The following is a 25,357-nucleotide window of genomic DNA, read 5'->3' as shown; positions in this document are numbered from 1 at the left end:
TTCTCAGCCTGTGATCCCGGATCAATTGTCGGCGCTTGCTTGCGATGCCTTGGCGCTGGCCGCCTGCTCGGCGGTGGCGGGTTCCGTGCTGCCGCGCTGGGCAGGCACGAGAAGCCTGGTGTTCTGGACGCCGTATTTCCAGGGATCGACCATCTGCATGACGGTGTTGGCGGCCTGGGCTTCCCCGACGCCGCTCGTCACGCCTTCGCTGCGCATATAGTCGTCGCTCGTGCAGCCGGCGGTGAAGCCGGCAAGCAGCAAGGCGACGCTCGAGCTCAAGACCATACGCATGGCTTCAGTCCTTCGGCAGGTCGAGAAAATGCCCGACTTTGGTGGCGGGAGCGGCACGCGCGGCGCTGCCATCAGCCAGCGCCAGCGCGCGATTGGTGTCCGACGCCCTCACCTCCTCGGTATTGTTGAGGAAATAATCGACATTGCTGGCAGGCTGCGTGCCATCGGTCGGCTCGGCCATTTTCTTCGATGGATCCACCGGCTTGACCAGGTAAGGCGTGACGATGATCACCAGGTCCGTCTCTCGCCGCTGGTAGGATTTCGACGAGAACAGGGGCCCGAGCACAGGCATCTTGCCGAGGCCCGGTATGCGCGAGGTGGTGATGTCGTTCTGCGACTGCAGCAGCCCCGCGATCATGAAGCTCTGGCCGTTCTTTAGGTCGACCGACGTCCTGGCGCGGCGCACGATGAAGCCGGGCACCGAGATGCTGCCGATATTGTAGGAAGCCGACGCGTCGATCGAGGAGACTTCCGGCGCGATATCGAGGCTGACCAGCCCGTCCTTCAGAACCGTGGGCGTGAAATCCAGGCTGACGCCGTACTTCTTGTAGCTGACGGAAATCTTGCCGTTGTCTTCGGAAACCGGGATCGGAAACTCGCCGCCGGCCAGGAAGCTCGCCGTCTCGCCGGACCGGGCGATCAGGTTCGGCTCGGCCAGCCGACGAGCCAGGCCACGCTCTTCCAGTGCCTTGATGGCGATGTCGATGGAAACGCCGTTCGACAGAAGCCTGCCGATGATCTCGCCGGTCCCCGCCGGCTCAATGGTGCCGGGAGCAATCGTAACGTCGCGTCCGCCCATGCCATAAGCGAAATTGGCGCTGTATTTGGCGCCGAGGTCCTGTCCGGCCTGACGGTTGATCTCGACGAAGCGGACATTGAGCTGGACCTGCTGCGAGGACGAGATGTTGACCGAATTGATCACCTCCTCATTGCCGGAGAAGCGGGTGGCGATCTTGTTTGCCTTTTCGGCGGCGACCGCGTCATCCGCCTCGCCCGACAGCACGACACGGCCATTGGCGGAGCCGACCTTGATTTTGGCGTCCGGCACGCTGGCGCGGATGGTGTCGGCCAACTGGTCGGTATCGAGCGTCACTTCGATGTCTACGGTGCCGACGAGCTGCTTGTTCTCGTTGAACAGGGCGATGCCGGTGGTGCCGAGATTGTTGCCCAGCACATAGAAGGATTTGTCGGTCAGCGGGTTGACGTTGGCGATCTCCGGATCGCCGATGACGATCTGGTAGAAGGCAGCACTGGTCATGATCGTCTTGGGCTTGCCCTTGGCGACCTTGATCGAGGCGTTCTTGGTCGCCGAGACATAGACGATGTCATTGTCCGCCCTGGCCGGGCCGGCGAAGATGCCGGCCGCCGCCATCGTCACCGCCATCGCCACGGCCCGCGCGACGTGCAACCGGCCTGCCACTCGATATTGAAGTTGCCTGAACATTGTTCCCGTCCCGTCCGGTCCCCACCGGTCCTGCTCTGGTCCCACTCAGGAACCTGATATTCCTATTTCTGGTCCCGCGCAGGAACCTGATATTCCTCGGCCGTCGTTCCACGTGTCACGATGACCGTCTTGAATTTCGGCTGCTCCGGCTCCTTTGCCATGGCGTCGAACAGCGAGCCGGCTGCGGCTTGCGCCTTGCCCGCCACCGATCCGCCAAAGGAGGAGATGGTGGTGACACCGTTCTTGCCGTCGCCACCTTCGCTGGCGGAGCGAAGCGACAGCGACAGCGTGCCGACCGTGCGGGCCAGCGCCACTTTCTGCGCGCCTTCGGTGGTCACCTCGATGGTTATGGAATTGGCCACCTGCGGGGTCGTTTGGCGCTCGTCGGCGCCCTGCCCGACGCTCAGCACCTTCGCGTCGGCAACGACGATCTCGGAGGTGATGGTCGAGCCGGCGGCGCCTTGCGCATTCTTGGCCACTTCCTGGATTTCGCCGGCATCGCGCGTCAGCACGACATCGACCCGATCGCCTGGCGTGACGAAGCCGCCGACGCCCGCGATCTCGTCGGTGCGGATGGTGACCGCCCGCATCCCGGGCGTCAGCATGTTGGAGAGCGTGGCGCGGCCATTCGGGCCGGACAGCTTGGTCAGCAGCACCGGTTCGTTGACTTCGATCGGCGACAGCACCACGCGGCTGCCGTCCCCGAGCAGTCCATCGATGGTGGCGAAGGCGCCCTGCGGCAGCGAATCCTGCGGCCACGGGATTTCGTTGAGTTTCGCGCGGTCGAGATCCATCCCGTACCGCAACGGTGCATTCGCCACCACGATTGTCTTGAATTCAACCCTGGGTGCGGCCGGAGCGGTGATCGACGCGGTTTTCTCCTCGGCGTCGGCCCTGGCCTGGCGCTTGACCCAGAAATCGGCGGCAAAGATCGAAATCGCGCCGAAAACGGCGGCGATGCCGATCATCGTTATGGCCTTGCCCCTCACGCCCAAACCCCTGATGCCCGTAGTTTCTTGTTATGTTGGCTCACGCTAGGCGGCATTGTTAAAGAATCAGGAATCTTCTCGCTGGCTATCCGCCCGATTTCCGCCGGCTTGGTTATCGAATGGTTTTAGGATAAGAGGGGGTTAATCCCCGAACGTAACAGGAACCTCCGTCGCTTGGCGCTGAAAAGCGTGGCAGTATCAGCGGGTGATTCGCAGCTTGGGCTCTATGGCAGGCATGGACGACAACAACGATCTTTTCGGCAATCTGGAGAAGCAGCCGCAACCGGTTCGCACACCGGCGCGTCCGGCCGATCCGCTGGTGCAGGCGGCAGCCAAGCGTCCGGCGGCCGCGTCTCGTGATGGCTCAGAGGGCTACAGCGCCGCCGATATCGAGGTGCTCGAAGGCCTGGAGCCGGTGCGGCGCCGTCCGGGCATGTATATTGGCGGCACCGACGACAAGGCCATGCACCATCTGTTCGCCGAGGTCATCGACAACTCGATGGACGAGGCAGTTGCCGGCCATGCCACATTCATCGATGTCGAGCTTTCGGCTGACGGCTTTCTCACCGTGACCGACAATGGCCGCGGCATTCCCGTCGATCCGCATCCGAAATTCAAGAAGCCGGCGCTCGAAGTGATCATGACGACGCTGCATTCGGGCGGTAAGTTCGATAGCAAGGTCTATGAAACCTCGGGCGGCCTGCACGGCGTCGGCGTCTCCGTGGTCAACGCGCTGTCGGATCATCTCGAAGTCGAAGTCGCGCGCGGACGGCAACTTTACCGGCAGCGCTTCTCGCGCGGCATTCCGGTCAGCGGCCTCGAGCATCTTGGCGAAGTTCACAACCGGCGCGGCACCAGGACCCGTTTCCACCCCGACGAGCAGATCTTCGGCAAGGGCGCCGCGTTCGAGCCGGCGCGGCTCTACCGCATGACGCGCTCGAAGGCCTATCTCTTCGGCGGCGTCGAAATCCGCTGGACCTGCGATCCCTCGCTGATCAAGGAAAAGGACACCACTCCGGCCAAGGCTGAATTCCATTTTCCCGGCGGCCTCAAGGACTATCTGAAAGCGTCGCTCGGCGACGAATTCCAGGTGACGCGCGAAATCTTCGCCGGCAAGAGCGACAGGCAAGGCGGCCATGGCTCGCTGGAATGGGCAGTGACCTGGTTCGGCGGTGACGGCTTCATCAACTCCTACTGCAACACCATCCCGACCGGCGAAGGCGGCACCCACGAGGCCGGCTTCCGCAACGTCTTGACGCGCGGCCTGCGCGCCTATGCCGACCTCGTCGGCAACAAGCGCGCCTCGATCGTCACGTCGGAAGACGTCATGATCTCGGCGGCGGGCATGCTGTCGGTGTTCATACGCGAGCCTGAATTCGTCGGCCAGACCAAGGACAGGCTGGCGACCATCGAGGCGATGCGCATCGTCGAGACGGCGATCCGCGACCCGTTCGACCATTGGCTGGCCGACAATCCGCAGGAAGCCTCGAAGCTGCTCGAATGGGTGATCGCGCGCGCCGACGAGCGGGTACGACGCCGCCAGGAAAAGGAAGTGTCGCGCAAGAGCGCGGTGCGCAAGCTGCGCCTGCCGGGCAAGCTTGCCGATTGCACGCAGAATGCGGCCGCCGGCGCCGAACTCTTCATCGTCGAAGGCGATTCGGCCGGCGGCTCTGCCAAGCAGGCGCGCGACCGCGCCAGCCAGGCGGTGCTGCCGTTGCGCGGCAAGATTCTCAACGTCGCCAGTGCCGGCAACGACAAGCTGGCCGCCAACCAGCAGATTTCCGACCTGATCCAGGCGCTTGGTTGCGGCACGCGGTCGAAATACCGCGACGAGGATCTTCGCTACGACCGCGTCATCATCATGACCGACGCCGACGTCGACGGCGCTCACATCGCCTCGCTGCTGATCACCTTCTTCTACCAGGAGATGCCGAATCTGGTTCGCGGCGGACATCTCTATCTGGCGGTGCCGCCGCTCTACTCGATCCGGCAGGGCGGCAAGGTCGCCTATGCGCGTGACGACGCGCACAAGGACGAATTGCTGCGCACCGAGTTCACCGGGCGCGGCAAGGTCGAGATCGGTCGCTTCAAGGGCCTGGGCGAAATGATGGCCGCGCAGCTCAAGGAGACAACCATGGATCCGAGGAAGCGTACGCTGCTCCGCGTCGATGTGATCGATGCCGAGGCCGCTACCAAGGACGCGGTCGATGCGCTGATGGGCACCAAGCCGGAGGCTCGTTTCCGGTTCATTCAGGAACGCGCCGAATTCGCGGAAACGGAAGTGCTGGATATCTGAGCGCAGGCCGGCCGATCAAGGCTTGCGGAGACGCGCGTGTGAGCTGGCAACGGCTGAAAGGCTATTTCGAAGCGGGTCTTGCCGGGCTGACGCAGCCGACCCGGTCGGACTGGGTCTTCGCCTTGCGTACGGTCTCGGCCGGCCTGATCGCGCTTATGGTCGCCTACGCCCTCAAGCTCGATCACCCGCAATGGGCGATGATGACGGTGTTCATCGTTGCCCAGCCGGTCGCAGGCATGGTGTTGGCGAAAGGCTTTTATCGGTTGCTCGGCACGCTGGCGGGCGGTGTTGCCGCAATTGCCATCACCACTGTCTTCGGCACGAATCCCTGGGTGCTGGTGACGGTGCTTGCCCTATGGATCGGCATTTGCACCTTCGTGTCGTCGCTGCTGCGCAACCCGGAAGCCTACGGGGCGGCGCTGGCCGGCTACACCGCCATGATCATCAGCCTGCCGGCGTTTGGCCAGCCGCATCTCGTTGTCGACCTCGCGGTCGCGCGCTGTGCCGAGATCGTGCTCGGCATTCTCTGCGCCGGCCTGACCAGCCGGCTGATCCTGCCCAAATTGGCCAGCGAGGCCATCATCTCGCGGCTGAAGCGCTGCATTCTCGACCTTGCCACCTATGCCGGCGGCGCCTTTTCCGGCGGCGACACGGCAATGCTTTCCGGCCTGCATCGGAAGCTGGTCGCCGACACCCAGACGCTCGCCGAGATGCGCGCCTATGCCAGGCTGGAGGCCCCGAGCTTCGCGCCGCGCGCCCATCCGGTCCGGCGCACCATTGGACAACTGCTTTCAGCCCTGTCCGCGGCCCGCGCGCTGCATTCACACGCCGCACCGAAGAACGCGGCGCTCATTCCGATGCGCTCGGAGCTGCAAGCCCTCGTCACTGAATTGGCAGCGACGCCGGGCGCACTCGACGACACGGCGCCCTGGCTGGCACGGCTCGACGCGATCGGCGCCAAAGCGACGCAAATGCCCGGCGCCTTGGCCGACCAGGACGGCGACAGGGTCGGCACCGTCACCCGGCTCACCATCGCCGCCGATTTCGCCGAAGCGCTGAAGCAGGCGCTGCGCGGTCTCGATGCCTTGCGTGCGCCCGTTACGCGGCCTTCACGCGAACGCAGGCCCCCGGCGCTGGTGGTGCATCGCGACTATCACGGGGCGAGCCGCAACGCGGTCCGCGCGGCACTTGCAACGCTGCTGGTCGCCGCTTTCTGGCTGACGACGAGATGGTCGGAAGCCGCCGGCACGGTCATTCTGGTTGCCGTCGTGTCGAGCTTGTTTGCCGCCCGCCCCGATCCGGTGCGGGTAGCCTGGGGCTTCTTCGAGGGAACACTGTTGGCCCTGCCCTTTGCCTTTCTCGTCGGCGAGATCGCGCTTCCCGTTTTTCCTGGTTTCGGCTGGTTCATGCTGTTCGTCGTACCGATCCTGGTGCCGGCGGCGCTCGCCATGGCCAATCCCCGCTATGTCGGCGTGGCGACGGCCTTCGCCATCAATTTTCTTGCTTTCCTCAGCCCGCACCAGGCGATGACCTACGATCCCGGCCCGTTCTTCGCCGGCTCGGCCTCGATCCTGGTCGGCATCCTTTTGGCAATCGGCGTCTTCATCGTCGTGCTGCCCGCCGACCCATGGCTCGCAGCGCACCGCATCGTGCGGGCCATGCGCGAGGATCTGGCGCGGCTTTGCCTGCACGAGCGCGTGCCGCGGCGTTCAGCCTTCGAGAGCCTCGCCTATGACCGCATCAACCAGCTGATGCCGCTGGTGCAGACCAGCGGCAGGAAGGGTGAAGCGGTTCTGGGCGGCAGTGTCGCCGCCGTCACCGTCGGTCTGGAGATCCTGCGGCTGCGCGCTGCCGGGCAAAGCTCCGCGATCCCGTCCGAAACCGCGCTTTCGATTGCCAACTTCCTCAAGGGATTGGCGCGCGAACTGCTTTTTCGCCAGCCCGGCGATCCGCAGACATCGACCGTCGCCGTCGCCCGGCAATATGCGGCGGGCATCGCTCAGCGCAACGGCGCCGGCGACATGCTCCAGATCGCGGCATCGCTGCGCATCATCGCTGCGGCCATGGAGGATTTTCCTGAATTCTTCGCCCGGCAGCGAAGCTAGGCCCGTTCGCCGATCCTATGCGGCGGCGATAGCCAGCGCGTGTCCGCGCGCGTTTTCGCGCAGTGCGTCGAGATGGATCGAGCGGACCAGCCCGGCGAGCTCGCCCTGAGTGGCTTCCCCGCCGAGTTCCTTCAGCATCAGCCAGCTGACCTCCTGGACGCCGGCAACACGCTTGCCATTGGCCACTTCCCGCCAGATTTTCAGCGCGCGCAAGATGACCGCGTGCGTGGCGGCAGCCAGGCCGGCACTGCGGAACAGCGCCTGCAAGGCCACGTCGTGTCCGCCGGCCAGCAGTGCCCTCACTCTTTGGGCGGACTGCTGGCTGAGCGCGACCAGCGCCGAGCCGAAGAAGTCGACCTTGCCATGTGCGATGGTGCGGATGAGGAAGCTCGCGGTGAGATCGCCGCGTAGCCTGAGATGCTCGATCAACGCCGCATGTTCTTCCTGGCGCGTGCCCTCGATCAGCGTCACGCAGGCCTTAACGCAGGCGTCGCGCATGACGCGGTCGGCCCGGGCGGCTCCCATCAAGGCCATGACCAGCGGCGAGGTCTTGAGCATCTCACCGAGTTTGACGAGCAGCATGTGCCGGCAGTCGGCAGGCAGGCGTGCATCCGATATAAGCGCCTCGCGCACCAGCGGCAGATGGCCGTGGCGCTCGGCCATGCGGCGGAAACTCAACGAAGCGATATCGGCGCCGCTGTTGGCCAAAAGCACGGCGCAGGCCTCCGCCTCGCCGATCTCTGCGATAGCCGCCGACAGCGCCATCGAGACCACTGGCCGATCGGCGATCAGTTTTTGCGTCGCCTTCGCACCTGAAGCCACGCGATTGATCAGGTCTGCGTCGGTAAGCAGTGGCGATCGCGTCAGCACGACGCCGGCGACTTCCGGCTGGTCGGAAGCAAGCGCGCTGATGATCTGGGGCGGTGCGTGATGGCTCATGGACAGCGCCTCGGCCACCGCCAGCCGTACCTTCGACGATGCGTCGTCGAGCAGCAAGGTCAGCGCCGCCTCTGCGGCGCAGCGATCCTCGAACGGCAATTCCGCGTCGACATAGGCGCGGGCGAGCGCGCTTGCCGCCGCGGCGCGCTCCGATACCCTGGCCGTGTAGATCCATTTCAGGAAATGCGAGACAACAATCATACCGCCTGCTTACGCCCTTGCCGGAAGGTTTCCGACCCCGTGCCGGACGTTAGGCCGAATTGGTTTATGAAGCGTTCACCATGTTCGTTAACTGGCTTGCGAGCGCTGGATACAGCGCCTATCAACCGTCAGCAGCGGAGGAGACCGAAAATGGCTGGGCTTTATCTCGAGGAGTTCGTCGTCGGCCATGTCTTCCAGCACACGCTGCGCAAGACCGTCACCGAGAGCGACAACATGCTGTTCTCGGTGATGACCCTGAACCCGCAGCCGCTGCATATCGACTTCGATTTCGCCGCCAGGAGCGAATGGGGCAAGCCGCTTGTCAACTCGCTGTTCACGCTCGGCCTGATGATCGGCATTTCGGTCAACGACATCACCGTCGGTACGACGGTCGCCAATCTCGGCATGAAGGAAACGGTGTTTCCGCATCCGGTCTTCCATGGCGACACCATTCGCGTCGAGACCACTGTCGTCTCGGTGCGTGAATCCAGGTCGAAGCCCGATCGCGGCATCGTCGAGTTCGAACATCGGGCCTATAACCAGAACGGCGACCTCGTCGCCAAATGCACGAGACAGGCCATGATGCTGAAGAAGGCAGCCTGATGCGTTCGCTGCTGTTCGTCCCAGGCGATTCCGAGAGGAAGCTGGAGAAAGGCTTTGGCGCCGGCGCCGACGTGGTCATTGTCGACCTCGAGGATTCGGTGGCGCCCCACAGCAAGGCATCGGCGCGAAAGATCGCGGCGCGCTTCATCGTCAACCACCGGGCGCAAACAAGATCGGCGATCTACGTCAGGGTCAACGACCTGTCGACCGGACTGACGGACGACGACCTTGCGGCGCTCATCCCGGCAAAGCCCGACGGCGTCATGCTGCCCAAATCGGCTGGCGGCCAGGATGTCCAGCACCTCTCGGCAAAGCTCAGGCTGAGCGAAGCGGAGAACGGCCTGGCCGACGGCGCGACAAAAATTCTGCCGATCATCACCGAAACACCGGCGGCCGTGCTGGCAGCGGCGAGCTACGCCGGGGCAAGCGCGCGGCTTGCCGGGCTGACTTGGGGCGCGGAAGACCTGTCGGCGGCGATCGGCGCGCGCACCAGCCGCGACCAGCATGGTCGCTATACCGACGTGTTTCGCCACGCTCGCCTGATGACCATCCTCGCAGCGGGCGCGGCGGAAGTCGCGGCGATCGACACCGTCTTCCCGAATTTCCGCGACATGGCGGCCTTCCAGGCCGAATGCAGGGAGGCCGAACGTGACGGCTTCACCGGCAAGATGGCGATCCACCCTGATCAGGTGCCGGTCATAAACGCCGCCTTCACGCCCTCGGTGGAAGCGGTGCAACAGTCGGCGGCAATTGTCGCGGCGTTCCAGGCGGCGGGAAATCCCGGCGTCGTCGGCATTGACGGCAAGATGTATGACCGGCCGCATCTGCGGCTGGCCGAGCGGCTTCTGGCACGCGCCCGGGCAGCCGGAATCTCCGCCTGACCGCTACCAGACCAGCGGGATCAGGCGGTAGCGGACATGGGCCGCATAGTCGTCATAGCCGCGCAGGCCGGTGCGAAGCGTCTTCTCCTCGATGAATGTGCGGATGGCCAGGAGAACGATGAACACGACCACCAGTGCCAGCCCCCACCAGGAGCCAAGCAGGAGAGCCGTGCCGGCAAAGAAGAGGATGGCGCCGGCATACATGGGGTGGCGCACATAGCTATAGGGACCCGTTGTGATCACTTGCTGGCCGCGTTCGGCCTGGATTTTCACGACCGGCGCCGCGAAGCTGTTCTCCAGCATCGTCAGATAGCTGATCCATAGTCCGACCAGCAGGACGAGCGCACCGATCAGTTGTACCCAGACCGGAACCGCGGACCAGCCGAAGCGGTGATCGAAACCCGTGAAGGCCAGCCAGGCAAAGATGCCGAGCAGGAGCATGCTCAACAGAACCTTGTCGGCCGCGGTCTGGTCCTCCTGGATGGGAGAGCTCAGCCGTTCGTTCATCAGGCCGGGATCGCGCCGGGCCAGCGTCACGCCAAGGGTCAGGCTTAGCCCGACCATCACCGCCAGATACACCCAGGCTCCCGGCCAGGTCAGCGTGCCCGCTGTCAGGAAAAGCAGCGCGCCCATGGCGCCGAACCACAGGAACGTCTGGAGAATCAATCTCGAGACCATGACCAACCTTCCACAATATTTGCCGCAGGCATCTACCAGCAACAGAGTACCGCCGACGCTCAGCGGGCTCTCGCCCATCACGCGCCTGGACGAAACGGTCCTGGTGTGCAGAAGGTTTCGTCATGCCGCGTCATCAAGCTCAGGCGCGTCGTGATGACGGCTCGCCGTCAGGAAAGCACAGTGACTGGGCGCCCCTTGCGGGCTAATCCTTGCCCCAACGCGGCCGGCGCATCGAAAACACCTCGTTGACGCTGGCATAGTCCATGTAGCCGAGGCGAGCGACATTGCCGGCTTTGCTGATATCGAACAGGCCGTCCTTCAGGTAGGCATCGTCAATATGCACGCCGATCACTTCGCCGGCCACGACGACGGCGCTGGTCGGCGTTCCGTCCAAAGCCTTTGGCCGGAACACTTCGGTCACCTTGCATTCGAGTGCGGCGGGTGCGGCCGCCACGCGCGGCGGCGCGACAAGACGCGACGGCGCCATGGCGAGATCGGCATAGACGAACTCGTTGACGCCGCGCGGCGCGGCGACCGACGTCCGGTTCATCTTCTCGGCGAGATCGCGGCCGACCAGATTGGCGACGAACTCGCCGGTCTCCTGGGCGAAGGAGGCGCTGTCCTTCTCGCCCTCGGAGGAAAACCAGGCGATGAAGGGCCTTGTCGAAACGGCATTAAAGAAGGAATAGGGCGCGAGGTTGATCTCGCCAGCCCCGTTCAGGGTCGAGATCCAGCCGATCGGGCGCGGCGCCACGATCGCCTTCGACGGATCGTGCGGCAGTCCGTGCCCCTTTGACGGCTCGTAGAACACTTAGCCCGCCCAGGGCCCGGCATAGTCCGCATAAAGCTTTGCCGGATCGGGGCGCGGCCGCTCCGGCGCCGGGCCGCCATAGGAGCCGATATGGACGAAGCCGATGACGCGCTCCTGCGGCGCCAGCCCCAGGATCGCCCTGCCCTCCGGCACGTCCGAATACCAGTTGCTGATCATGTTGGTGCCATAGCCCAGTGCGTTGGCGGCAATCATCAGGTTCATCGCCGCCATGCCGCCGGACAGGAACATCTCCCATTGCGGGATTTTCGGATTTTCCTTCGGCACCGACACGACGCCGATCACCAGCGGCGCGCGCGAGAAGCGCGCCAGCTCCTGGTTGCGGCGGCCATCCGGTAAAGGTCCCTCCCGCTGTTCGGCAAGGGCCGCCAGCTTCCTGCCGATCTCGATGCGGGCATCGCCGCGATAAAGAATGAAGCGCCAGGGCTCGAGCCGGCCATGATCGGGCACGCGCGTGGCGGCGGCGATCATCGTGGCGATCTCGGCGTGGCCGGGCGCAGGCTCCTTCAACTCCGGTATCGGCGCTGAATTGCGGGTCAGCAGGAAGTCGATGATCGGGGACGCCATGGGCGCAAGTCTCCTAAGTTCGATTTTGAGCTGAAGCGCGCCATGGGGATGCGGGGCGGCTCGGGCATCGACGCGGGCGCGCCAGGCTGGAGAGTCGTATCGGTCGGACTCTTAAGCCTTGAAATTGCCACCGCCATGGGCTTCAACGCAAGGCATGTTTGAGGGGACTTTGCGTCTTTTCCTGATCTGGGTCTGCACCCTGCTGCTCATGGCGCCGGTTTCCTTTGCCGTGGCACAGAATGTGGATGGCGTCAGCGACCTGAAGCTTCCCGGAATTTCGAACTACGCGACGCCGAAAGGCGAGACATCGCTGGCGCTGGGCGGCGGCGCCATCACCTTGTCCGCGCAGTTGACCGACAAGGGAGGCGATATCACTCGCGGCATCGTCTGGCGCGTCTTCAAGCCGGAGGCCGTCAACGGCAAATTGCCGATGGTGGCTTCCGCCCATGGCGGCACGGCGGTCTTCCAGCTCGAACCCGGCAGCTATCTGGTTCACGCTTCCTACGGCCGGGCCGGCGCCACCAAGCGCATCACCGTCGGCAAGGACGCCAAGCGCGAGAGCCTCGTGCTCGATGCCGGCGGGCTGAAGCTCGATGCCGTCCTTTCCGGAGGGGCGCGCATTCCACCAAAGAAGCTGCGCTTCTCGATCTATGAGGGCAATGCCGAACCCAATGGCGATCGCGCGCTGATCATTCCCGACGTCGAGCCCAACAGCGTCGTGCGTCTCAATGCCGGTATCTACCACGTGGTCTCGACCTATGGCGCGGTCAATGCCGTTATCCGCTCCGACATCCGCGTCGAGGCCGGCAAGCTGACCGAAGCCACCGTCGAGCATCACGCCGCCGAGATTACCTTGAAGCTGGTGCGTGAAGCGGGCGGCGAAGCGATCGCCGACACATCATGGTCGCTGCTCAATGAATCGGGCGATCCGATCAAGGAAACCGTCGGCGCCTTCGCCTCCATGGTTCTGGCCGAAGGCGATTACACGATCATCGCCAAGAACCGCGACCGGATCTACCAGAAGGATTTCACTGTCGTGGCCGGACAGAACCAGGAAATCGAGGTTCTCGCGACGGAAGCCGCCGCGATGGATCCGGAAGAAGGCGCGGATTAGTCAAAACCCCGGGTAAGCCTGAGGCGGTTTCCTTCGGATCGTCGACGAAATGGACCTAGGCCGCCAGCTTGGCCCGTGCCGGCAGGAATGGAATCCGGCGGCGAGGCACCGGCGGCGCCAGATCGAAGACGCCTTTATAGAGACGCTCGAGCAGCGCCTTGCGGTCGCGCACGGGCTCCAGTTCGTTCCAGCTCAGCACATCGCCGACACGCACGTCGATCGACTTGCCGGAAAGCCGGGCGAACTCGTGGATAAGCAACGAAATGCGCAGCGTCAGCGATGCCTTGCCGACGAACTTCGCCACGCGTCCGTCGCGCTCGGCCATGTTCATGGGACCGCTGACCAGATGGAACAGCCTGCCGTTCTGGCCGGAGAAATGCATCGGCACTACGGAAGCCTTGGCATCCTGCACCAGACGCGCCGGAAACATCTTCCATGGCAGGTCGCGTGCCTGGCCAAAACCTTTCGGCGCGGTGGCGACGCCGCCGGCCGGAAATACCACGATGGTGACACGTTCTTTCAGGAGCCGCACAGCCTCATGACGCACCGCCATGTTGTTCTTCAGAGCGTCCTTGGTCTCGGAAAAGTCGATCGGCAGCGAGTAGGGCTCCATCTCGCTGATCTTGAGCAGATCCTTGTGGATCATGACCCGGAACGGCCGCCCAAGCTGCTCGGCCAGCGACAGCGCGGCAATGCCGTCGCCGATGCCGAAGGGATGATTGGCGACGATCACCAGCGGCGTGTCGGGCAGGTTCTTCGGGGGCCATTGGTCGGGGGTTCGTACCCGCACGTCGATCAATTCGAGCATGCGACTGAACACGCGCTCGCCGGTCGGGATCACCTGGCGGCGCCAAAAATCATAAAGCGCCGCAAAACGGTCGCGTCCGGACAGGCCCTCGATGGAATGGATGACCCACCGCGTCAGCACCGGCTGTCGTGGATTGGCATAGGAAAGCTCGGGAAACGGTTTTTCGCGCAATTTCAGCTTGAGCATGAGAGCTTGTTACAAGACTGCCGTGACAAGGATGTGAAAACGGCGAGATGTGAAATGGCGGTGGACTGCTCCACCGCCATTTCGCTTGAAATACTACCGGATCAGGTCGCGCGTTTGCGCCGGCGATCGGGCGTGATCGCTTCTTCGGTCAGTTGCGCGACCGCTTGGGCGAGACCCAGCGATTCCTGGTCGCGCGAGCCGAGCCGGCGCATGTTGACCGTCTGCTCCTCCGCCTCGCGCTTGCCGCAGACAAGAATGACCGGAACCTTGGCCAGCGAGTGCTCGCGGACCTTATAGTTGATCTTCTCGTTGCGCAGATCCGCCTCGGCGGACAAGCCCGCGGCTTTCAGCTTCGCCACTACTTCGTTCGCATAGCCGTCGGCGTCCGAAGTGATCGTCGCCACCACCACCTGCAGCGGCGCGAACCACAGCGGGAAATGGCCGGAATAGTTCTCGATCAGGATGCCGAGAAAGCGCTCCATCGAGCCGCAGATGGCACGGTGCACCATAACAGGCTGTTTCTTCTCGGAATCCGAGCCGATGTAGAAGGCGCCGAAACGCTCCGGCAGGTTGAAGTCGACCTGCGTGGTACCGCATTGCCATTCGCGGCCGATGGCATCCTTCAGCACATATTCGAACTTCGGCCCGTAGAAGGCGCCCTCGCCAGGATTGATCGAGGTCTTGATGCGGTTGCCCGATCGCGTCCTGATCGTCTCCAGCACGCCGCCCATGATCGCTTCGGCGTGATCCCAGGCCTCGTCGGTGCCGACGCGCTTGTCCGGCCGGGTCGACAGCTTCACGCTAATTTCGTCGAAGCCGAAATCAGCGTAGGTCGACAGAATCAGATCGTTGATACGCAGGCACTCCGACGCCAGCTGCTCCTCGGTGCAGAAAATATGCGCGTCATCCTGCGTGAAGCCGCGCACCCGCATCAGCCCGTGCAGCGCACCCGACGGCTCGTAGCGATGCACATTTCCGAATTCCGCAAGCTTTACCGGCAGGTCGCGATAGGATTTCAACCCATGCTTGAAAATCTGCACATGGCCGGGACAGTTCATCGGCTTCAGCGCGAACACGCGGTCGTCATCAGTGTCGTCGCCGGCGACCGTCACCTTGAACATGGCGTCGCGATACCAGCCCCAGTGACCCGACGTTTCCCACAGGCTCTTGTCGAGCACCTGCGGCGCGTTGACCTCCTGGTAGCCCTGCTCGTCGAGGCGGCGGCGCATGTAGTTGACCAGGTTCTGGAACATCTTCCAGCCTTTGGCATGCCAGAAGACGACGCCCGGCCCCTCTTCCTGGAAGTGGAACAGATCCATCTCGCGGCCGAGTTTTCGGTGGTCGCGCTTTTCGGCTTCCTCCAGCATTGTCTGGTAGGCGTCGAGCTGCGCCTGATCAGCCCATGCCGTGCCGTAGATGCGCGTCAGCATCGGGTTATTCGAATCTCCGCGCCAATAGGCGCCCGCCACCTTCATCAGCTTGAAGGCATTGCCGATCTGCCCGGTCGAGGCCATGTGCGGACCGCGGCAGAGGTCGAACCAGTCACCTTGCGCATAGATCTTGAGATCCTGATCGTCAGGAATGGCATCGATCAGTTCCAGCTTGTAGCGCTCGCCCTTGTCGGCGAAGACCTTTTTGGCCTTGTCGCGCGACCAGACCTCTTTGGTGAATGGCTTGTTGCGCGCAATGATCTCGCGCATCTTCTTCTCGATCACGGGGAAGTCGTCCGGGGTGAACGGCTCGGTGCGGGCGAAGTCGTAGTAGAATCCGTTCTCGATCACCGGCCCGATGGTCACCTGCGTTCCCGGCCATATCTCCTGCACGGCCTCCGCCAGCACGTGTGCCGCATCATGGCGGATGAGTTCCAGCGCGCGCGGATCGTCGCGGGTGATGATCTCGATCTTGCCGGACTTGCCGAGCGGATCGGAGAGATCGCGCACGGTGCCGTCGATGGCATAGGCCACGGCCTTCTTGGCCAGCGACTTGGAGATCGATTCGGCAAGTCCGGCACCGGTCATCGCCGCGTCGTAGTCGCGCACGGAGCCATCGGGAAATGTCAGGGAAACGGAATTCAGCATCAGGTATCTCCTATCCAGTCCCGCAAACGAGCGCGGGTGGTGAAATGCAGGTCGTCAGCGGTTCGAAGGCCAAGACATGCGCGGGTAAGCCGGAAGCGTCCGGCGGCGGGGCTGTCTTTTATGGGCAGTTTCCGCCGCCGTAAAGCCGGATTGGCACCCAGCGTTTCATTTGATGAGTTGCGGCAGGTCCTTCAGGAAGGCGGCACGCGTCGCAAGCCCCTTCGGCATGTCGCTCCGCTTCGTATCGACCATGAGCCGAGCAAACACGATCTGGCGGCCGTCCTTCTGCGCCCAGCCGACGAACCAACCAAGCGAGTGCCTGTCCTTGCCACCCTCACCGAGCCTGGTGCTGCCGGTCTTGCCCTGAACGGTCCAGGCGCCGGCCTTGAAGCTCGGTATGATGGCTTTCGTCATGTCGTGGGCCTTGGCCGAGACCGGCATCTTGCCGGCGAGGAGCTTACGCAGGAAATCGACCTGTTCGACCGGCGTGATCTTGAGCGAGGAGTTCACCCAGGAATGGGTCAGGCCGTCATTCTTGCCGGGATTGCCGGAAACGTCCGCATTGCCATAGCCGAACTTCGAGACGTAGCCGGCAAAGCTCTCCGGTCCAAGCCGGCGGGTGATCTCGCGCGAATACCACAGCACCGAGTCCCGCTCCCAGATCGTCGGATCGACGGTCTTGTGGTCCCGCTTGACCGCCTTGAATTCAGGCTTGTAGTCCCAGCTCGGCGTGTGTTCGTCGCTGAGTATGCCGGCATCGTAACCGATCAGCGACAGCGGCACCTTGAACGTCGAGGCCGGGCTGAATCGCTGGTCGCAGGCGCCGTTCTGGTAAAGAGTCTTGCCGCTCTGCGCATCGGCGATCAGCGTGCATTGCACATCCCCGAGCGGCGCCGATTGCGCGCGCATCGGAAATCCCAGAAGCCAGGCAAGCAGGAACAGGACTCCGGCAAGTATGAAGGGAAGACGGTCGACATTGCGCATTGATGCTCGCTCCAGAGGGGGTTCGGCGAGCGGTTTAGCGAGGTCTGTTGTCTCGATTTTGTCTCAAATTCGCAGTTGTTGTGGAGGCTGCCGTTAACCCTACCAGATCGTAAACGGTTGCCGTGAAGACTGATCGGGACTCAGCTTCGCGCATCGTCGCGATTGCCGCCGATCCGCCAATATCGCCACGGCGCGAACCAGACATAGCGACCCGCCAGAACCTCCGGAACAAGGTCGACGCCATGGGTGCCGAATGGGCCGCAGCGCAGAACCCTGAAAAATCCCATCCAGCCGCCGGCCCAAAGACCATGGCGGGCGATCGCCTCATGCGCATATTCCGAGCAGGTCGGCAGATGACGGCAGGAACTGCCGATGAAGCCGGACAGCGTCAGTTGATAGAGGCGCACCAGCGACGTGCCCAACACCCGGCCAGGGGTCTTGCGCCACGGGCCGGGCCAGTTGCGGCCGTGCCGCGGCGGCCCGGCTGTATGTGCATGCCCATGCTGGTCGCCCACTGCGATCTCCGTCTTTCCACACGATAGATGTGGGCTTCATCGGGAGAACGCAATCCCGCCCCTGCTTGCTGAGCTTTCACGGGCGGAAGCGGCGGAGTGGCTGTCGATCAACCGGCGGTGCCCACCGGCAGGGGCTAGACTGCTCCTCGTAATGCTTTCGACAGGTTCTTTCGTCACGCCACTGAAAGGTTGCAATCCGCATCACATCGCCAAAAATCTCCAGCAACTGGGTCATGGCCGCATCTCCTTGGCGACGAGTAGACCGCCGCTGGCCTTCGCCTTCAAACGAGTATAATTTCCACTTCGGATAATCCTGGGTTATGCGAATGAAGCGCGGGCGACTGCCGCTGACGGCTTTGAGGAGCTTTGAAGCAGCCGGGCGGCACCTGAGCTTCAGCAGGGCGGCCGAGGAGCTTTTCGTATCGCAGGCGGCGATCAGCCGGCAGATCCGCGAGATCGAGGTCTTTCTGCGCCGGCCCCTGTTCGAACGTCACCATCGCCGCGTCGAACTGACCGACGCGGGCCGCCGCCTGCTCAGTCAACTGGTCAGGAGTTTCGACGCCATCGACGCGCTGCTTTCCGAGTTGGTGGTGGCCCCCGCGCAGACAGTGGTTCGTGTCAGCGTCGAGCCGTCGCTGGCATCGGTATGGCTGGTGCCGCGGCTCAACCGTTTTCGCCAATTGCGGCCCGATATCGACGTCGCGCTCGAAGTCGATCCAAGGCTGATTGAGTTTCGCGGCGACCAGCCTGAACTTGCCTTGCGCTTCAGTGCGCATGCTGTCGCATGGCCGCGCAGCGAGGCCGAGCGGCTTGCCTCGACGGTCGATTCACCGGTCCTGTCGCCGGCGCTGCTTGCCGCGGGACCTCCCCTCGACAAGCCGGCCGACCTTGGCCGCTACACGCTGTTGCATGAGGAAAACCGACAGGGTTGGGCGCGCTGGTTCGAGGCGGCCGGCGTGCCTGCCGATGTGGTGCCCGCGCGCGGTCCCATGTTGGCGGATGCCTCGCTTTCGAAGCAGGCCGCCCTGCTCGGACACGGCGTGGCGCTGGGCGATCTCCTGCAGATCGGCGAAGAGCTCGCCTCCGGCACGCTGATCAAGCCGTTCGACATCGACGTCGCGTCCGGCGCCTATTGGCTGGTGGCCAGAAGCCTGCGTGATCTCCCCGAGCCAGCCGCCGCTTTCGCCGATTGGGTGAGAAGCGAATTCGCCGAAAGCAGGCGGCCCCGATAGGCCGCCAAGTGGGCTATCAGGCGGCTTCTTCGGCGCGCTTCTTCTCGATCTGGCCGATCGCGTCGACCACGGCGTCGAAGGTCAACATGGTCGAGGCATGGCGCGCCTTGTAGTCGCGCACCGGTTCCAGATATTTGAGATCGGCGAAGCGGCCTTCCGGCGGCGCTCCGTTCTCTTTCAGCATTTTCAGCATGGTCTCGCGCACCGCGCGCAATTCGTCGGCCGTAGCGCCAACCACATGCTGCGCCATGATCGAAGACGAGGCCTGGCCGAGCGCGCAAGCCTTCACGTCATGGGCGAAATCGGTAACCACGCCGTCCGCCATGTTGAGATCGACGGTAACGGTAGAGCCGCACAATTTGGAATGCGCCCTCGCGCTGGCGTCGGGATGATCGAGCCGGCCGATCCGCGTGATGTTTCCGGCAAAACCGAGAATTTTCGCATTATAGACGTCGTTGATCATTATTTTCCAGTCCGTCGCCGCCAAGCGAACAGCGTTTGCCGCTGACGCGTCTTCCTTTCGCTCGTCATGACCATATATAATGGTGGCAGTCCGGTATCGACAAGGCGACGAAAGTCCGCGTCTTTGCCGCAGTTTGCTCACGCCGCTTACGGGGCTGGAAACGGGGCGAGTTTCCGACGCCGAAAGGTCGTGGTCCGTTCAACTCGTTCCTCCTGAGAGAGGGACTACGGGAGACGCCTTTATGGATGCCGTTATCAAGAAGTTCATGCCCCAGTCGGCCTACATGGAAAAGCCTGTCACCGACAGGCCGAGCGAGGCCGAGGTCGAGGCCGCGGTGCGCACGCTTTTGCGCTGGACCGGCGACAACCCCGATCGCGAAGGCCTGGTCGACACCCCCAAGCGCGTGGCCAAGGCCTATCGGGAAATGTTCGGCGGCTATGACATGTGCCCGGCCGAAGAGCTTGGCCGCACCTTTGAGGAAGTGGCCGGCTATGACGATCTTGTCATCGTCAAGGACATCCAGTTTCATTCGCATTGCGAGCATCACATGGTGCCGATCATCGGCAAGGCCCATGTCGGCTATCTGCCGGACGGCAAGGTCGTCGGCCTGTCCAAGATCGCACGCGTGGTCGACATCTTCGCCCATCGCCTGCAGACCCAGGAGGCCATGACCGCGCAGATCGCGGGCGTCATCCAGGACGTGCTCAATCCGCGCGGCGTCGCCGTGATGATCGAGGCCGAGCATATGTGCATGGCCATGCGCGGCATCCGCAAGCAGGGCTCCACCACGCTGACCTCGACCTTCACCGGCGTGTTCAAGGATACTCCAGAAGAACAGGTTCGTTTCGTCACCATGGTGCGCGGCGGTGGGGTGTAAGCTCCCTCGCCCGGCATCGCCGGACCATGATTCCGAAAGGCGGATACTGGTTTTCGGATGATCATGGTCAAACAGGAAGATAGCCCGGCGATGTCGGCACTGGAATTTCCGAAGGCTCCCTCAGACAAGAAAGCGCTGGAAGAAGGCGCGGTGTTTTCACCGCGCTTCGATGCCGCCGGCTTGGTCACCGTCGTCGTCACCGATGCGGCGGACGGCATGCTTTTGATGGTCGCGCACATGGATGCGCAGGCTCTGGCGTTGACGCTTGAAACAGGTATCGCCCACTACTGGTCGCGTTCGCGCAATGCGCTGTGGAAGAAGGGCGAGACGTCAGGCAATCTCCAGCATGTCGTCGAGGTGCTCACGGATTGTGACCAGGACGCCATATGGTTGCGCGTCAAAGTGCTAGGCCACGACGCAACTTGTCACACGGGCCGGCGTTCCTGCTTCTATCGGACGGTGGGGTTGATCGACGGCAAGGCGACGCTTGCCGACGATGGCAGCGAGCCCTTGTTCGATGCGGAAAAAACGTATCGGAAGCTCCCGTGAATGACCAGCTTGAACCTTCTTCCCGCAGCCAACCACATAGATTCACCATTTCGATACGGCCCGCCTGTATATTAGCCGTGGGACAAGGGAGATCATGATGCTCGAGTGGGCGTCATTGCGTAACAGAGCGGACGTACGAGAGGCGAATGGTCCCGCTTCGTCCGGCGGCGCGTCCGAAATAACATCACCAAAGAAAACTGGCATTTCGCTTGCCTTGGGCGGCGGTTGCGCAAGAGGCTGGGCGCACATTGGCGTGCTGCGCGCGCTCGATGAAGCCGGCATCGAGGTTTCGATGATTGCCGGCACCTCGATCGGCGCGCTGGTCGGCGGCTGTTACCTCGCCGGAAAACTGGACGAGCTGGAAGAGTTCGCCCGCAGCCTGACCAGGCGGCGCATCTTCGGCCTGCTCGATCTCAACCTGCGCGGCAGCGGTCTGTTCGGCGGCATGAAGCTGGATGCTCGCCTGCGTGAGCATGTGGCCGGCATTCGCTTTGAGGATTTGTCCAAGCCGTTCGTCGCGGTCGCTTCCGAAATCCGCACCGGCCATGAGATCTGGCTGTCGAACGGCTCGCTGATAACAGCCATGCGCGCTTCCTATGCCTTGCCCGGAGTGTTCGAGCCGGTGACTTGCAATGGTCGAGTGCTGGTCGACGGAGCTTTGGTCAATCCGGTGCCGGTATCGGTCTGCCGCGCCTATGAGCAGCCGCTGGTTGTCGCGGTCAACCTTCATTACGACCTGTTCGGCCGTGCCGCCGTCATCAAGCATAGCGCCGGCGAACTGGTCGTCGAGAACGATGCGCCGCGCAGTGGCCAATCCGACCCGGAGCACCGGGCGCATCAGACGCGGCTTGGCATCACCGGCGTCATGGTCGAGGCCTTCAACATCATCCAGGATCGAATCTCGCGCGCCAGGCTTGCCGGCGATCCGCCCGACATGTCGCTGCAGCCCAAGCTCAGCCACATCGGTCTGACCGAATTCCACCGCGCCGACGAGGCGATCCAGATCGGCTATCGGGCAACGATGGCACAGATCGGCGAACTGACCCGGCTTCAGACGGTTCTCGCCTGATCAAAGACGCATCAGGCCCGTGCCGCGTCGACGATACGGAACTGCACGCTGCGATTGCCGTTCCAGTAATTGCCCGACAACGAGCCGGCGACGTGGATCGTCTTGCCGCGGTTCTTGAACAGGAAGTCGCCGAGAACGGTGTCGACGGCACGAAAGGCGATCGCCTGGATGCGGCCGCCGCTGCCCGACTGCAGGTCGGCGCGGATGTGGTTGGTGCCGACCAGCCGGGCGTCGGCCAGCCGATGGCGAGGCAGCGCGAAAACAGGCGCGACATGTCCCGCACCGAACGGGCCGGCCTTGTCCAGCGCATCCAGCAAAGCCAGCGTCGCACCCTCGGCGGCAAGCGCGCCGTCGATCGCCAGGCTTTCCTCGCCCTGCAGTCGGAACACGTCGGCTGCTGCGCGTTCCTCGAAAAATGCCCTGAGCTCGCCGAGCCGCGTGCGCTCAACGGTAATGCCGGCCGCCATGCCATGGCCGCCGCCCTTGACGATCAGCCCGGCATCTGCGGCCTCGCGCACCAGCCGGCCGAGATCGAAGCCCGACACCGAACGGCCCGAACCGGTGCCGGTGCCGGTGGCGTTGAAGGCGATGGCGAAGGCGGGCCGGCGCGCATGGTCCTTGAGCCTGGAGGCGAGCAGGCCGACGATGCCGGGATGCCAGTTGGTGCTGGCGGTGACGACGATGGCCGGCCCGCTGCCGCCGGCAAGCTCGGCATCGGCCTCGGCACGCGCCGCGGCCAGCATCTCCTGCTCCATCAGCTGCCGCTCCTGGTTGAGCCGGTCGAGCGTCTCGGCGATGGTGCGGGCCTCGACTGGATCGTCGGTCGCAAGCAGCCGGCTGCCGAGGGCGGCGTCGCCGATGCGTCCGCCGGCGTTGATGCGCGGTCCGATCAGGTAGGCTAGATGGAAGGTGCTGAGCGGCTCGCCGACGCGTGAGACCCGCGCCAGCGCAGCCATCCCCTCATTCTTCTGCTGGCGTGCCACTTGCAAGCCCTTGACGACGAAGGCGCGATTGACGCCGGTAAGCGGCACCACATCGCAGACCGTGGCCAGCGCCACGAGATCGAGCAGCGAGAGCAGGTCCGGCGGCGTGGCGTCGGCCAGCCGGCCGCGCAGGACCTTGGCGGTCTGCACCAGCGCGAGAAAAACCACGCCGGCGGCGCAGAGATGGCCCTGCCCGGAAAGGTCGTCGTCGCGGTTGGGGTTCACCACCGCGTGTGCCGCCGGCAAAGCGCCGCCGACCTGGTGATGGTCGAGCACCACGACATCGGCACCGGCGGCATTGGCCGCGTCGATGGAAGCCGCGCTGTTGGTGCCGCAATCGACGGTGACGATCAGCGTCGCGCCGCGCGAGACGAGCTCGCGCATGGCTTCGGGATTGGGACCGTAACCCTCGAAGATTCGATCGGGAATGTAGATTTCCGACGATATCGAGAAATGCGCGAGGAAGCGTTTGAGCAAGGCCGATGAGGCGGCCCCATCGACGTCGTAGTCGCCGAAGATCGCCACCTTCTCCCGGGCCATCACCGCGGCGGCTATGCGAATGGCCGCCTTGTCCATGTCGGTCAGCGATGCCGGGTCCGGCAGCAGGTCGCGGATCGTCGGGTCGAGAAAGCGCTCCGCCTGTTCCATCGTCACGCCACGTCCGGCAAGCACGCGCGCGACGATATCGGGCACGCCGTGCCCCTGTGCGATGGCAAGCGCGACCATGTCCTGCCGCTCGGTCAGCCGATGTTCCCAGGAAACACCGGTGGCCGACTGCCGGACATCGAGAAAAAGGCGTCTTTCGCCCGTCATGCGAGGCGGCGTTTGCGGATGGTCATTGCCCACAATATGTGATGGCCAGTCAGGAATGCATCAAAACTTTTCCAGGTCCTGATGCCGGGCCTTGATCTCGCGCACGGTGCGCGACGACGAGCGCAGCACGATGGTGTGCGTGGTAATGTAGTTGCGGCCGAACTTGACCCCTGCCAGCATGTTGCCATCGGTGACGCCGGTGGCCGCGAACAACACATCGCCGCGCGCCATGTCCTCGGCCCGGTAGACCCGCTTCGGGTCGGCAATACCCATCTTGCCAGCGCGAGCGACCTTTTCGGGCGTGTCGAGGATCAAGCGGCCCTGCATCTGGCCACCCGTGCAGCGCAGCGCCGCCGCGGCCAGCACGCCCTCCGGCGCGCCGCCAGTGCCGAGATAGATGTCGATGCCGGTTTCCTCGGGATCGGTGGTGTGGATGACACCGGCGACGTCGCCATCGCCGATCAGCCGGATCGCTGCCCCGGTGGCGCGCACCGCGTCGATCAGCTTGCCATGGCGCGGGCGGTCGAGGATGCAGGCGGTGACGTCGGACACCGCGACGCCCTTGGCCTTGGCCAAGCTGGCGATATTTTCGGCCGGCGAGGCATCGATGTCGATGACGCCCTCGGCATAGCCCGGACCGATGGCGATCTTGTCCATGTAGACGTCGGGCGCGAACAGCAGGCTGCCCTTCTCGGCGATGGCGATGACGGCCAGCGCGTTGGGCAGGTTCTTGGCGCAGATCGTGGTGCCTTCCAGCGGGTCGAGCGCGATGTCGACCGCCGGGCCTTTGCCGGTGCCGACCTCCTCGCCGATATAGAGCATCGGCGCCTCGTCCCGCTCGCCCTCGCCGATCACCACCGTGCCTTTGATGGCGAGGCGATTGAGCTCCTGGCGCATGGCGTCCACCGCGACCTGGTCGGCGGCCTTTTCGTCACCGCGTCCGCGCAGCCTGGCGGCCGCGACGGCGGCGCGTTCGGTGACGCGCACCAGTTCCATGGTGAGTATCCGGTCAAGTCCGGCGACAATGTTGGGGGCCACGTTCATCTGGTTGATCCTCGTTCGCATGCCGCCTCCCGCCGGAGGCGCGCCTCTTGTGTCAAACGAGCATGACAACGGCAAGACCTCTCGAAGGTTTTCTCGAAGCCTGCAATATCAATCGATTAAACTAATGGACAACACGATTTGCAGCGAACCGGGGGCTTCCCTTACAAGGAACGCGATCTAGAACACGGCCAGATATTTGAGCAGCGAAACGATGCCGATAATGATGACGATGATCTGCGCGATCTGCCGCATCCTGCCGTCCAGCGGCAGACGCTGGATCAGATAGAGCACGAGAATGATCACCAGGAACGTGATCAGGATGCCGATCAGGACGGAAGAAGCCATGGTGCTCCCGTGGACATTGAGGGACGGATGAGTAAGCCGGCCAAACCGGCTCCGTCGTTACCGGATCAATACCAGCGGCGCTGGGTGTCATTCATCGACTGGCCAACGACGATGCCGGCCAGAAAACCCAAGAGGCCGATGACGCCGACCACTGCCGTCGTGGTGCCCGGATTTTCGCGCGCGACCTCCGAGACCGCCTGGGCTTGGCTGCGCAGCTGCTGCGCCGTTCGCGACGCACGGCTCGTCGCGCTGTCGTACACATCCGATGCCCGCGCCGAGGCGTCGTCAACCAGTTCCGCGGCTCGTTCCGAAAGGCTCTTGTTGATCTTGGTAATTTCCTTGCGCAGATCGGCGATCTGCTTTTCGAGCGCCTTCTGGATATCGTCGATCTGGGGAGTATCCCGGGGGGTCTCGGATTTCGATGTTTCGGCCATAAGCATCCCCTTGGTTTGCACCTCGGGAGAACGGCGCTGG

At 63.7% G+C, this 25,357-nt stretch carries 25 protein-coding genes; 9 read left to right on the top strand and 16 right to left on the bottom strand.

Annotated features, from left to right (window positions below; translation table 11 throughout):
* Positions 1–21: 21 nt before the first annotated feature.
* From LB532_RS08970 to cpaB, 3 genes are all read right to left on the bottom strand, one after another.
* Positions 22–291, bottom strand: coding sequence for a hypothetical protein (locus tag LB532_RS08970; protein WP_140638895.1), 270 nt, complete (start codon positions 289–291; stop codon positions 22–24).
* A 4-nt stretch (positions 292–295) separates the two neighbouring features.
* Positions 296–1,735 carry a type II and III secretion system protein family protein gene (locus tag LB532_RS08965; RefSeq protein ID WP_140638896.1) on the bottom strand — a complete coding sequence of 480 codons (1,440 nt, stop codon included), beginning with the start codon at positions 1,733–1,735 and terminating at the stop codon, positions 296–298.
* 62 nt (positions 1,736–1,797) lie between these two features.
* Positions 1,798–2,724, bottom strand: coding sequence for a Flp pilus assembly protein CpaB (cpaB, locus tag LB532_RS08960; protein ID WP_246674427.1), 927 nt, complete (start codon positions 2,722–2,724; stop codon positions 1,798–1,800).
* A gap of 235 nt (positions 2,725–2,959) precedes the next feature.
* On the opposite strand from cpaB, the gene parE reads away from it, so the two are divergent.
* Both parE and LB532_RS08950 read left to right on the top strand, forming a co-directional pair.
* Positions 2,960–5,020 (top strand): DNA topoisomerase IV subunit B, encoded by a 2,061-nt coding sequence (gene parE, locus LB532_RS08955; RefSeq protein WP_140638897.1) that lies wholly within the window; start codon positions 2,960–2,962, stop codon positions 5,018–5,020.
* 38 nt (positions 5,021–5,058) lie between these two features.
* Positions 5,059–7,125: an FUSC family protein gene (locus LB532_RS08950; protein WP_140638898.1), complete on the top strand. Its 2,067-nt coding sequence runs from the start codon at positions 5,059–5,061 to the stop codon at positions 7,123–7,125.
* Between the two features lie 15 nt (positions 7,126–7,140).
* Here the strand turns inward: LB532_RS08950 and LB532_RS08945 are convergent, their stop codons facing one another.
* A complete protein-coding gene (locus LB532_RS08945) occupies positions 7,141–8,265 on the bottom strand; it encodes a DUF2336 domain-containing protein (RefSeq protein ID WP_140638899.1) in 1,125 nt (374 codons plus the stop codon).
* 150 nt (positions 8,266–8,415) lie between these two features.
* Between LB532_RS08945 and LB532_RS08940 the strand changes: the two genes are divergently transcribed.
* Together LB532_RS08940 and LB532_RS08935 are read left to right on the top strand one after the other, a co-directional pair.
* Complete coding sequence (locus LB532_RS08940) at positions 8,416–8,868, top strand: MaoC family dehydratase (RefSeq protein ID WP_140551514.1); 453 nt, start codon at positions 8,416–8,418, stop codon at positions 8,866–8,868.
* Positions 8,868–9,749: an HpcH/HpaI aldolase/citrate lyase family protein gene (locus LB532_RS08935; RefSeq protein WP_140638900.1), complete on the top strand. Its 882-nt coding sequence runs from the start codon at positions 8,868–8,870 to the stop codon at positions 9,747–9,749. The genes LB532_RS08940 and LB532_RS08935 overlap by 1 nt, the downstream gene beginning before the upstream one ends.
* A gap of 3 nt (positions 9,750–9,752) precedes the next feature.
* On the opposite strand, the gene LB532_RS08930 is transcribed toward LB532_RS08935, so the two are convergent.
* The 3 genes from LB532_RS08930 to LB532_RS08920 form a co-directional block, all read right to left on the bottom strand.
* The gene (locus LB532_RS08930; RefSeq protein WP_140638901.1) at positions 9,753–10,427 is read right to left on the bottom strand and encodes a methyltransferase family protein; all 675 of its coding nucleotides are present in this window, start codon (positions 10,425–10,427) and stop codon (positions 9,753–9,755) included.
* A 202-nt stretch (positions 10,428–10,629) separates the two neighbouring features.
* Positions 10,630–11,238: a flavin reductase family protein gene (locus LB532_RS08925; RefSeq protein WP_224556627.1), complete on the bottom strand. Its 609-nt coding sequence runs from the start codon at positions 11,236–11,238 to the stop codon at positions 10,630–10,632.
* A complete protein-coding gene (locus tag LB532_RS08920; protein ID WP_140638903.1) occupies positions 11,239–11,823 on the bottom strand; it encodes a nitroreductase in 585 nt (194 codons plus the stop codon). It abuts the gene before it with no gap.
* 154 nt (positions 11,824–11,977) lie between these two features.
* Between LB532_RS08920 and LB532_RS08915 the strand changes: the two genes are divergently transcribed.
* On the top strand, positions 11,978–12,937 hold the full coding sequence (locus tag LB532_RS08915) for a hypothetical protein (RefSeq protein ID WP_140638904.1): 960 nt from the start codon (positions 11,978–11,980) through the stop codon (positions 12,935–12,937).
* Positions 12,938–12,992: 55 nt separating this feature from the next.
* On the opposite strand, the gene LB532_RS08910 is transcribed toward LB532_RS08915, so the two are convergent.
* The 4 genes from LB532_RS08910 to yidD form a co-directional block, all read right to left on the bottom strand.
* Positions 12,993–13,931 (bottom strand): lysophospholipid acyltransferase family protein, encoded by a 939-nt coding sequence (locus LB532_RS08910; protein WP_140638905.1) that lies wholly within the window; start codon positions 13,929–13,931, stop codon positions 12,993–12,995.
* Between the two features lie 101 nt (positions 13,932–14,032).
* Positions 14,033–16,009 (bottom strand): threonine--tRNA ligase, encoded by a 1,977-nt coding sequence (thrS, locus tag LB532_RS08905; protein WP_224556624.1) that lies wholly within the window; start codon positions 16,007–16,009, stop codon positions 14,033–14,035.
* Between the two features lie 165 nt (positions 16,010–16,174).
* Positions 16,175–16,993, bottom strand: coding sequence for a class D beta-lactamase (blaOXA, locus tag LB532_RS08900; protein ID WP_140638907.1), 819 nt, complete (start codon positions 16,991–16,993; stop codon positions 16,175–16,177).
* A 140-nt stretch (positions 16,994–17,133) separates the two neighbouring features.
* Positions 17,134–17,508 carry a membrane protein insertion efficiency factor YidD gene (yidD, locus tag LB532_RS08895; RefSeq protein WP_140638908.1) on the bottom strand — a complete coding sequence of 125 codons (375 nt, stop codon included), beginning with the start codon at positions 17,506–17,508 and terminating at the stop codon, positions 17,134–17,136.
* Between the two features lie 326 nt (positions 17,509–17,834).
* On the opposite strand from yidD, the gene LB532_RS08890 reads away from it, so the two are divergent.
* Entirely contained in the window at positions 17,835–18,740 is a 906-nt protein-coding gene (locus tag LB532_RS08890) for a LysR substrate-binding domain-containing protein (RefSeq protein ID WP_140638909.1), read from the top strand.
* Positions 18,741–18,756: 16 nt separating this feature from the next.
* Here LB532_RS08890 and LB532_RS08885 read toward each other — a convergent pair whose 3' ends face one another.
* Positions 18,757–19,203, bottom strand: coding sequence for an iron-sulfur cluster assembly scaffold protein (locus LB532_RS08885; protein WP_140495827.1), 447 nt, complete (start codon positions 19,201–19,203; stop codon positions 18,757–18,759).
* Positions 19,204–19,444: 241 nt separating this feature from the next.
* Between LB532_RS08885 and folE the strand changes: the two genes are divergently transcribed.
* The 3 genes from folE (at position 19,445) to LB532_RS08870 (ending at position 21,698) form a co-directional block, all read left to right on the top strand.
* Positions 19,445–20,080: a GTP cyclohydrolase I FolE gene (gene folE, locus LB532_RS08880; RefSeq protein WP_140517057.1), complete on the top strand. Its 636-nt coding sequence runs from the start codon at positions 19,445–19,447 to the stop codon at positions 20,078–20,080.
* Between the two features lie 90 nt (positions 20,081–20,170).
* Positions 20,171–20,629 (top strand): phosphoribosyl-AMP cyclohydrolase, encoded by a 459-nt coding sequence (gene hisI / locus LB532_RS08875; RefSeq protein WP_140639221.1) that lies wholly within the window; start codon positions 20,171–20,173, stop codon positions 20,627–20,629.
* A gap of 97 nt (positions 20,630–20,726) precedes the next feature.
* Positions 20,727–21,698 carry a patatin family protein gene (locus LB532_RS08870; RefSeq protein WP_140638910.1) on the top strand — a complete coding sequence of 324 codons (972 nt, stop codon included), beginning with the start codon at positions 20,727–20,729 and terminating at the stop codon, positions 21,696–21,698.
* An 11-nt stretch (positions 21,699–21,709) separates the two neighbouring features.
* On the opposite strand, the gene recJ is transcribed toward LB532_RS08870, so the two are convergent.
* From recJ to LB532_RS08850, 4 genes are all read right to left on the bottom strand, one after another.
* A complete protein-coding gene (recJ, locus tag LB532_RS08865) occupies positions 21,710–23,494 on the bottom strand; it encodes a single-stranded-DNA-specific exonuclease RecJ (RefSeq protein WP_140638911.1) in 1,785 nt (594 codons plus the stop codon).
* A 60-nt stretch (positions 23,495–23,554) separates the two neighbouring features.
* Complete coding sequence (glpX, locus tag LB532_RS08860) at positions 23,555–24,538, bottom strand: class II fructose-bisphosphatase (protein ID WP_140638912.1); 984 nt, start codon at positions 24,536–24,538, stop codon at positions 23,555–23,557.
* A 177-nt stretch (positions 24,539–24,715) separates the two neighbouring features.
* On the bottom strand, positions 24,716–24,883 hold the full coding sequence (locus LB532_RS08855; RefSeq protein WP_140551503.1) for a Thivi_2564 family membrane protein: 168 nt from the start codon (positions 24,881–24,883) through the stop codon (positions 24,716–24,718).
* Positions 24,884–24,948: 65 nt separating this feature from the next.
* A complete protein-coding gene (locus tag LB532_RS08850; RefSeq protein WP_140639222.1) occupies positions 24,949–25,317 on the bottom strand; it encodes a hypothetical protein in 369 nt (122 codons plus the stop codon).
* Positions 25,318–25,357 lie beyond the last annotated feature (40 nt).

Source organism: Mesorhizobium sp. ESP-6-2 (assembly GCF_020164675.1).
Classification (GTDB): domain Bacteria; phylum Pseudomonadota; class Alphaproteobacteria; order Rhizobiales; family Rhizobiaceae; genus Mesorhizobium.
The sequence above is the reverse complement of the archived record's forward strand: the minus strand, read 5'-3'. Positions and strand labels throughout refer to the sequence as shown.

Coding starts and splice junctions, on each gene's coding strand:
- LB532_RS08910 (WP_140638905.1), bottom strand. CDS start 13,931: ATGCTCAAGCTGAAATTGCGCGAAAAACCGTTTCCCGAGCTTTCCTAT.
- LB532_RS08935 (WP_140638900.1), top strand. CDS start 8,868: ATGCGTTCGCTGCTGTTCGTCCCAGGCGATTCCGAGAGGAAGCTGGAG.
- LB532_RS08850 (WP_140639222.1), bottom strand. CDS start 25,317: ATGGCCGAAACATCGAAATCCGAGACCCCCCGGGATACTCCCCAGATC.
- LB532_RS08945 (WP_140638899.1), bottom strand. CDS start 8,265: ATGATTGTTGTCTCGCATTTCCTGAAATGGATCTACACGGCCAGGGTA.
- LB532_RS08870 (WP_140638910.1), top strand. CDS start 20,727: ATGCTCGAGTGGGCGTCATTGCGTAACAGAGCGGACGTACGAGAGGCG.
- LB532_RS08965 (WP_140638896.1), bottom strand. CDS start 1,735: ATGTTCAGGCAACTTCAATATCGAGTGGCAGGCCGGTTGCACGTCGCG.
- LB532_RS08930 (WP_140638901.1), bottom strand. CDS start 10,427: ATGGTCTCGAGATTGATTCTCCAGACGTTCCTGTGGTTCGGCGCCATG.
- hisI (WP_140639221.1), top strand. CDS start 20,171: ATGTCGGCACTGGAATTTCCGAAGGCTCCCTCAGACAAGAAAGCGCTG.
- folE (WP_140517057.1), top strand. CDS start 19,445: ATGGATGCCGTTATCAAGAAGTTCATGCCCCAGTCGGCCTACATGGAA.
- LB532_RS08970 (WP_140638895.1), bottom strand. CDS start 291: ATGCGTATGGTCTTGAGCTCGAGCGTCGCCTTGCTGCTTGCCGGCTTC.
- recJ (WP_140638911.1), bottom strand. CDS start 23,494: ATGACGGGCGAAAGACGCCTTTTTCTCGATGTCCGGCAGTCGGCCACC.
- LB532_RS08855 (WP_140551503.1), bottom strand. CDS start 24,883: ATGGCTTCTTCCGTCCTGATCGGCATCCTGATCACGTTCCTGGTGATC.
- blaOXA (WP_140638907.1), bottom strand. CDS start 16,993: ATGCGCAATGTCGACCGTCTTCCCTTCATACTTGCCGGAGTCCTGTTC.
- LB532_RS08885 (WP_140495827.1), bottom strand. CDS start 19,203: ATGATCAACGACGTCTATAATGCGAAAATTCTCGGTTTTGCCGGAAAC.
- thrS (WP_224556624.1), bottom strand. CDS start 16,009: ATGCTGAATTCCGTTTCCCTGACATTTCCCGATGGCTCCGTGCGCGAC.
- LB532_RS08890 (WP_140638909.1), top strand. CDS start 17,835: ATGAAGCGCGGGCGACTGCCGCTGACGGCTTTGAGGAGCTTTGAAGCA.
- LB532_RS08920 (WP_140638903.1), bottom strand. CDS start 11,823: ATGGCGTCCCCGATCATCGACTTCCTGCTGACCCGCAATTCAGCGCCG.
- LB532_RS08915 (WP_140638904.1), top strand. CDS start 11,978: ATGTTTGAGGGGACTTTGCGTCTTTTCCTGATCTGGGTCTGCACCCTG.
- glpX (WP_140638912.1), bottom strand. CDS start 24,538: ATGAACGTGGCCCCCAACATTGTCGCCGGACTTGACCGGATACTCACC.
- parE (WP_140638897.1), top strand. CDS start 2,960: ATGGACGACAACAACGATCTTTTCGGCAATCTGGAGAAGCAGCCGCAA.
- LB532_RS08940 (WP_140551514.1), top strand. CDS start 8,416: ATGGCTGGGCTTTATCTCGAGGAGTTCGTCGTCGGCCATGTCTTCCAG.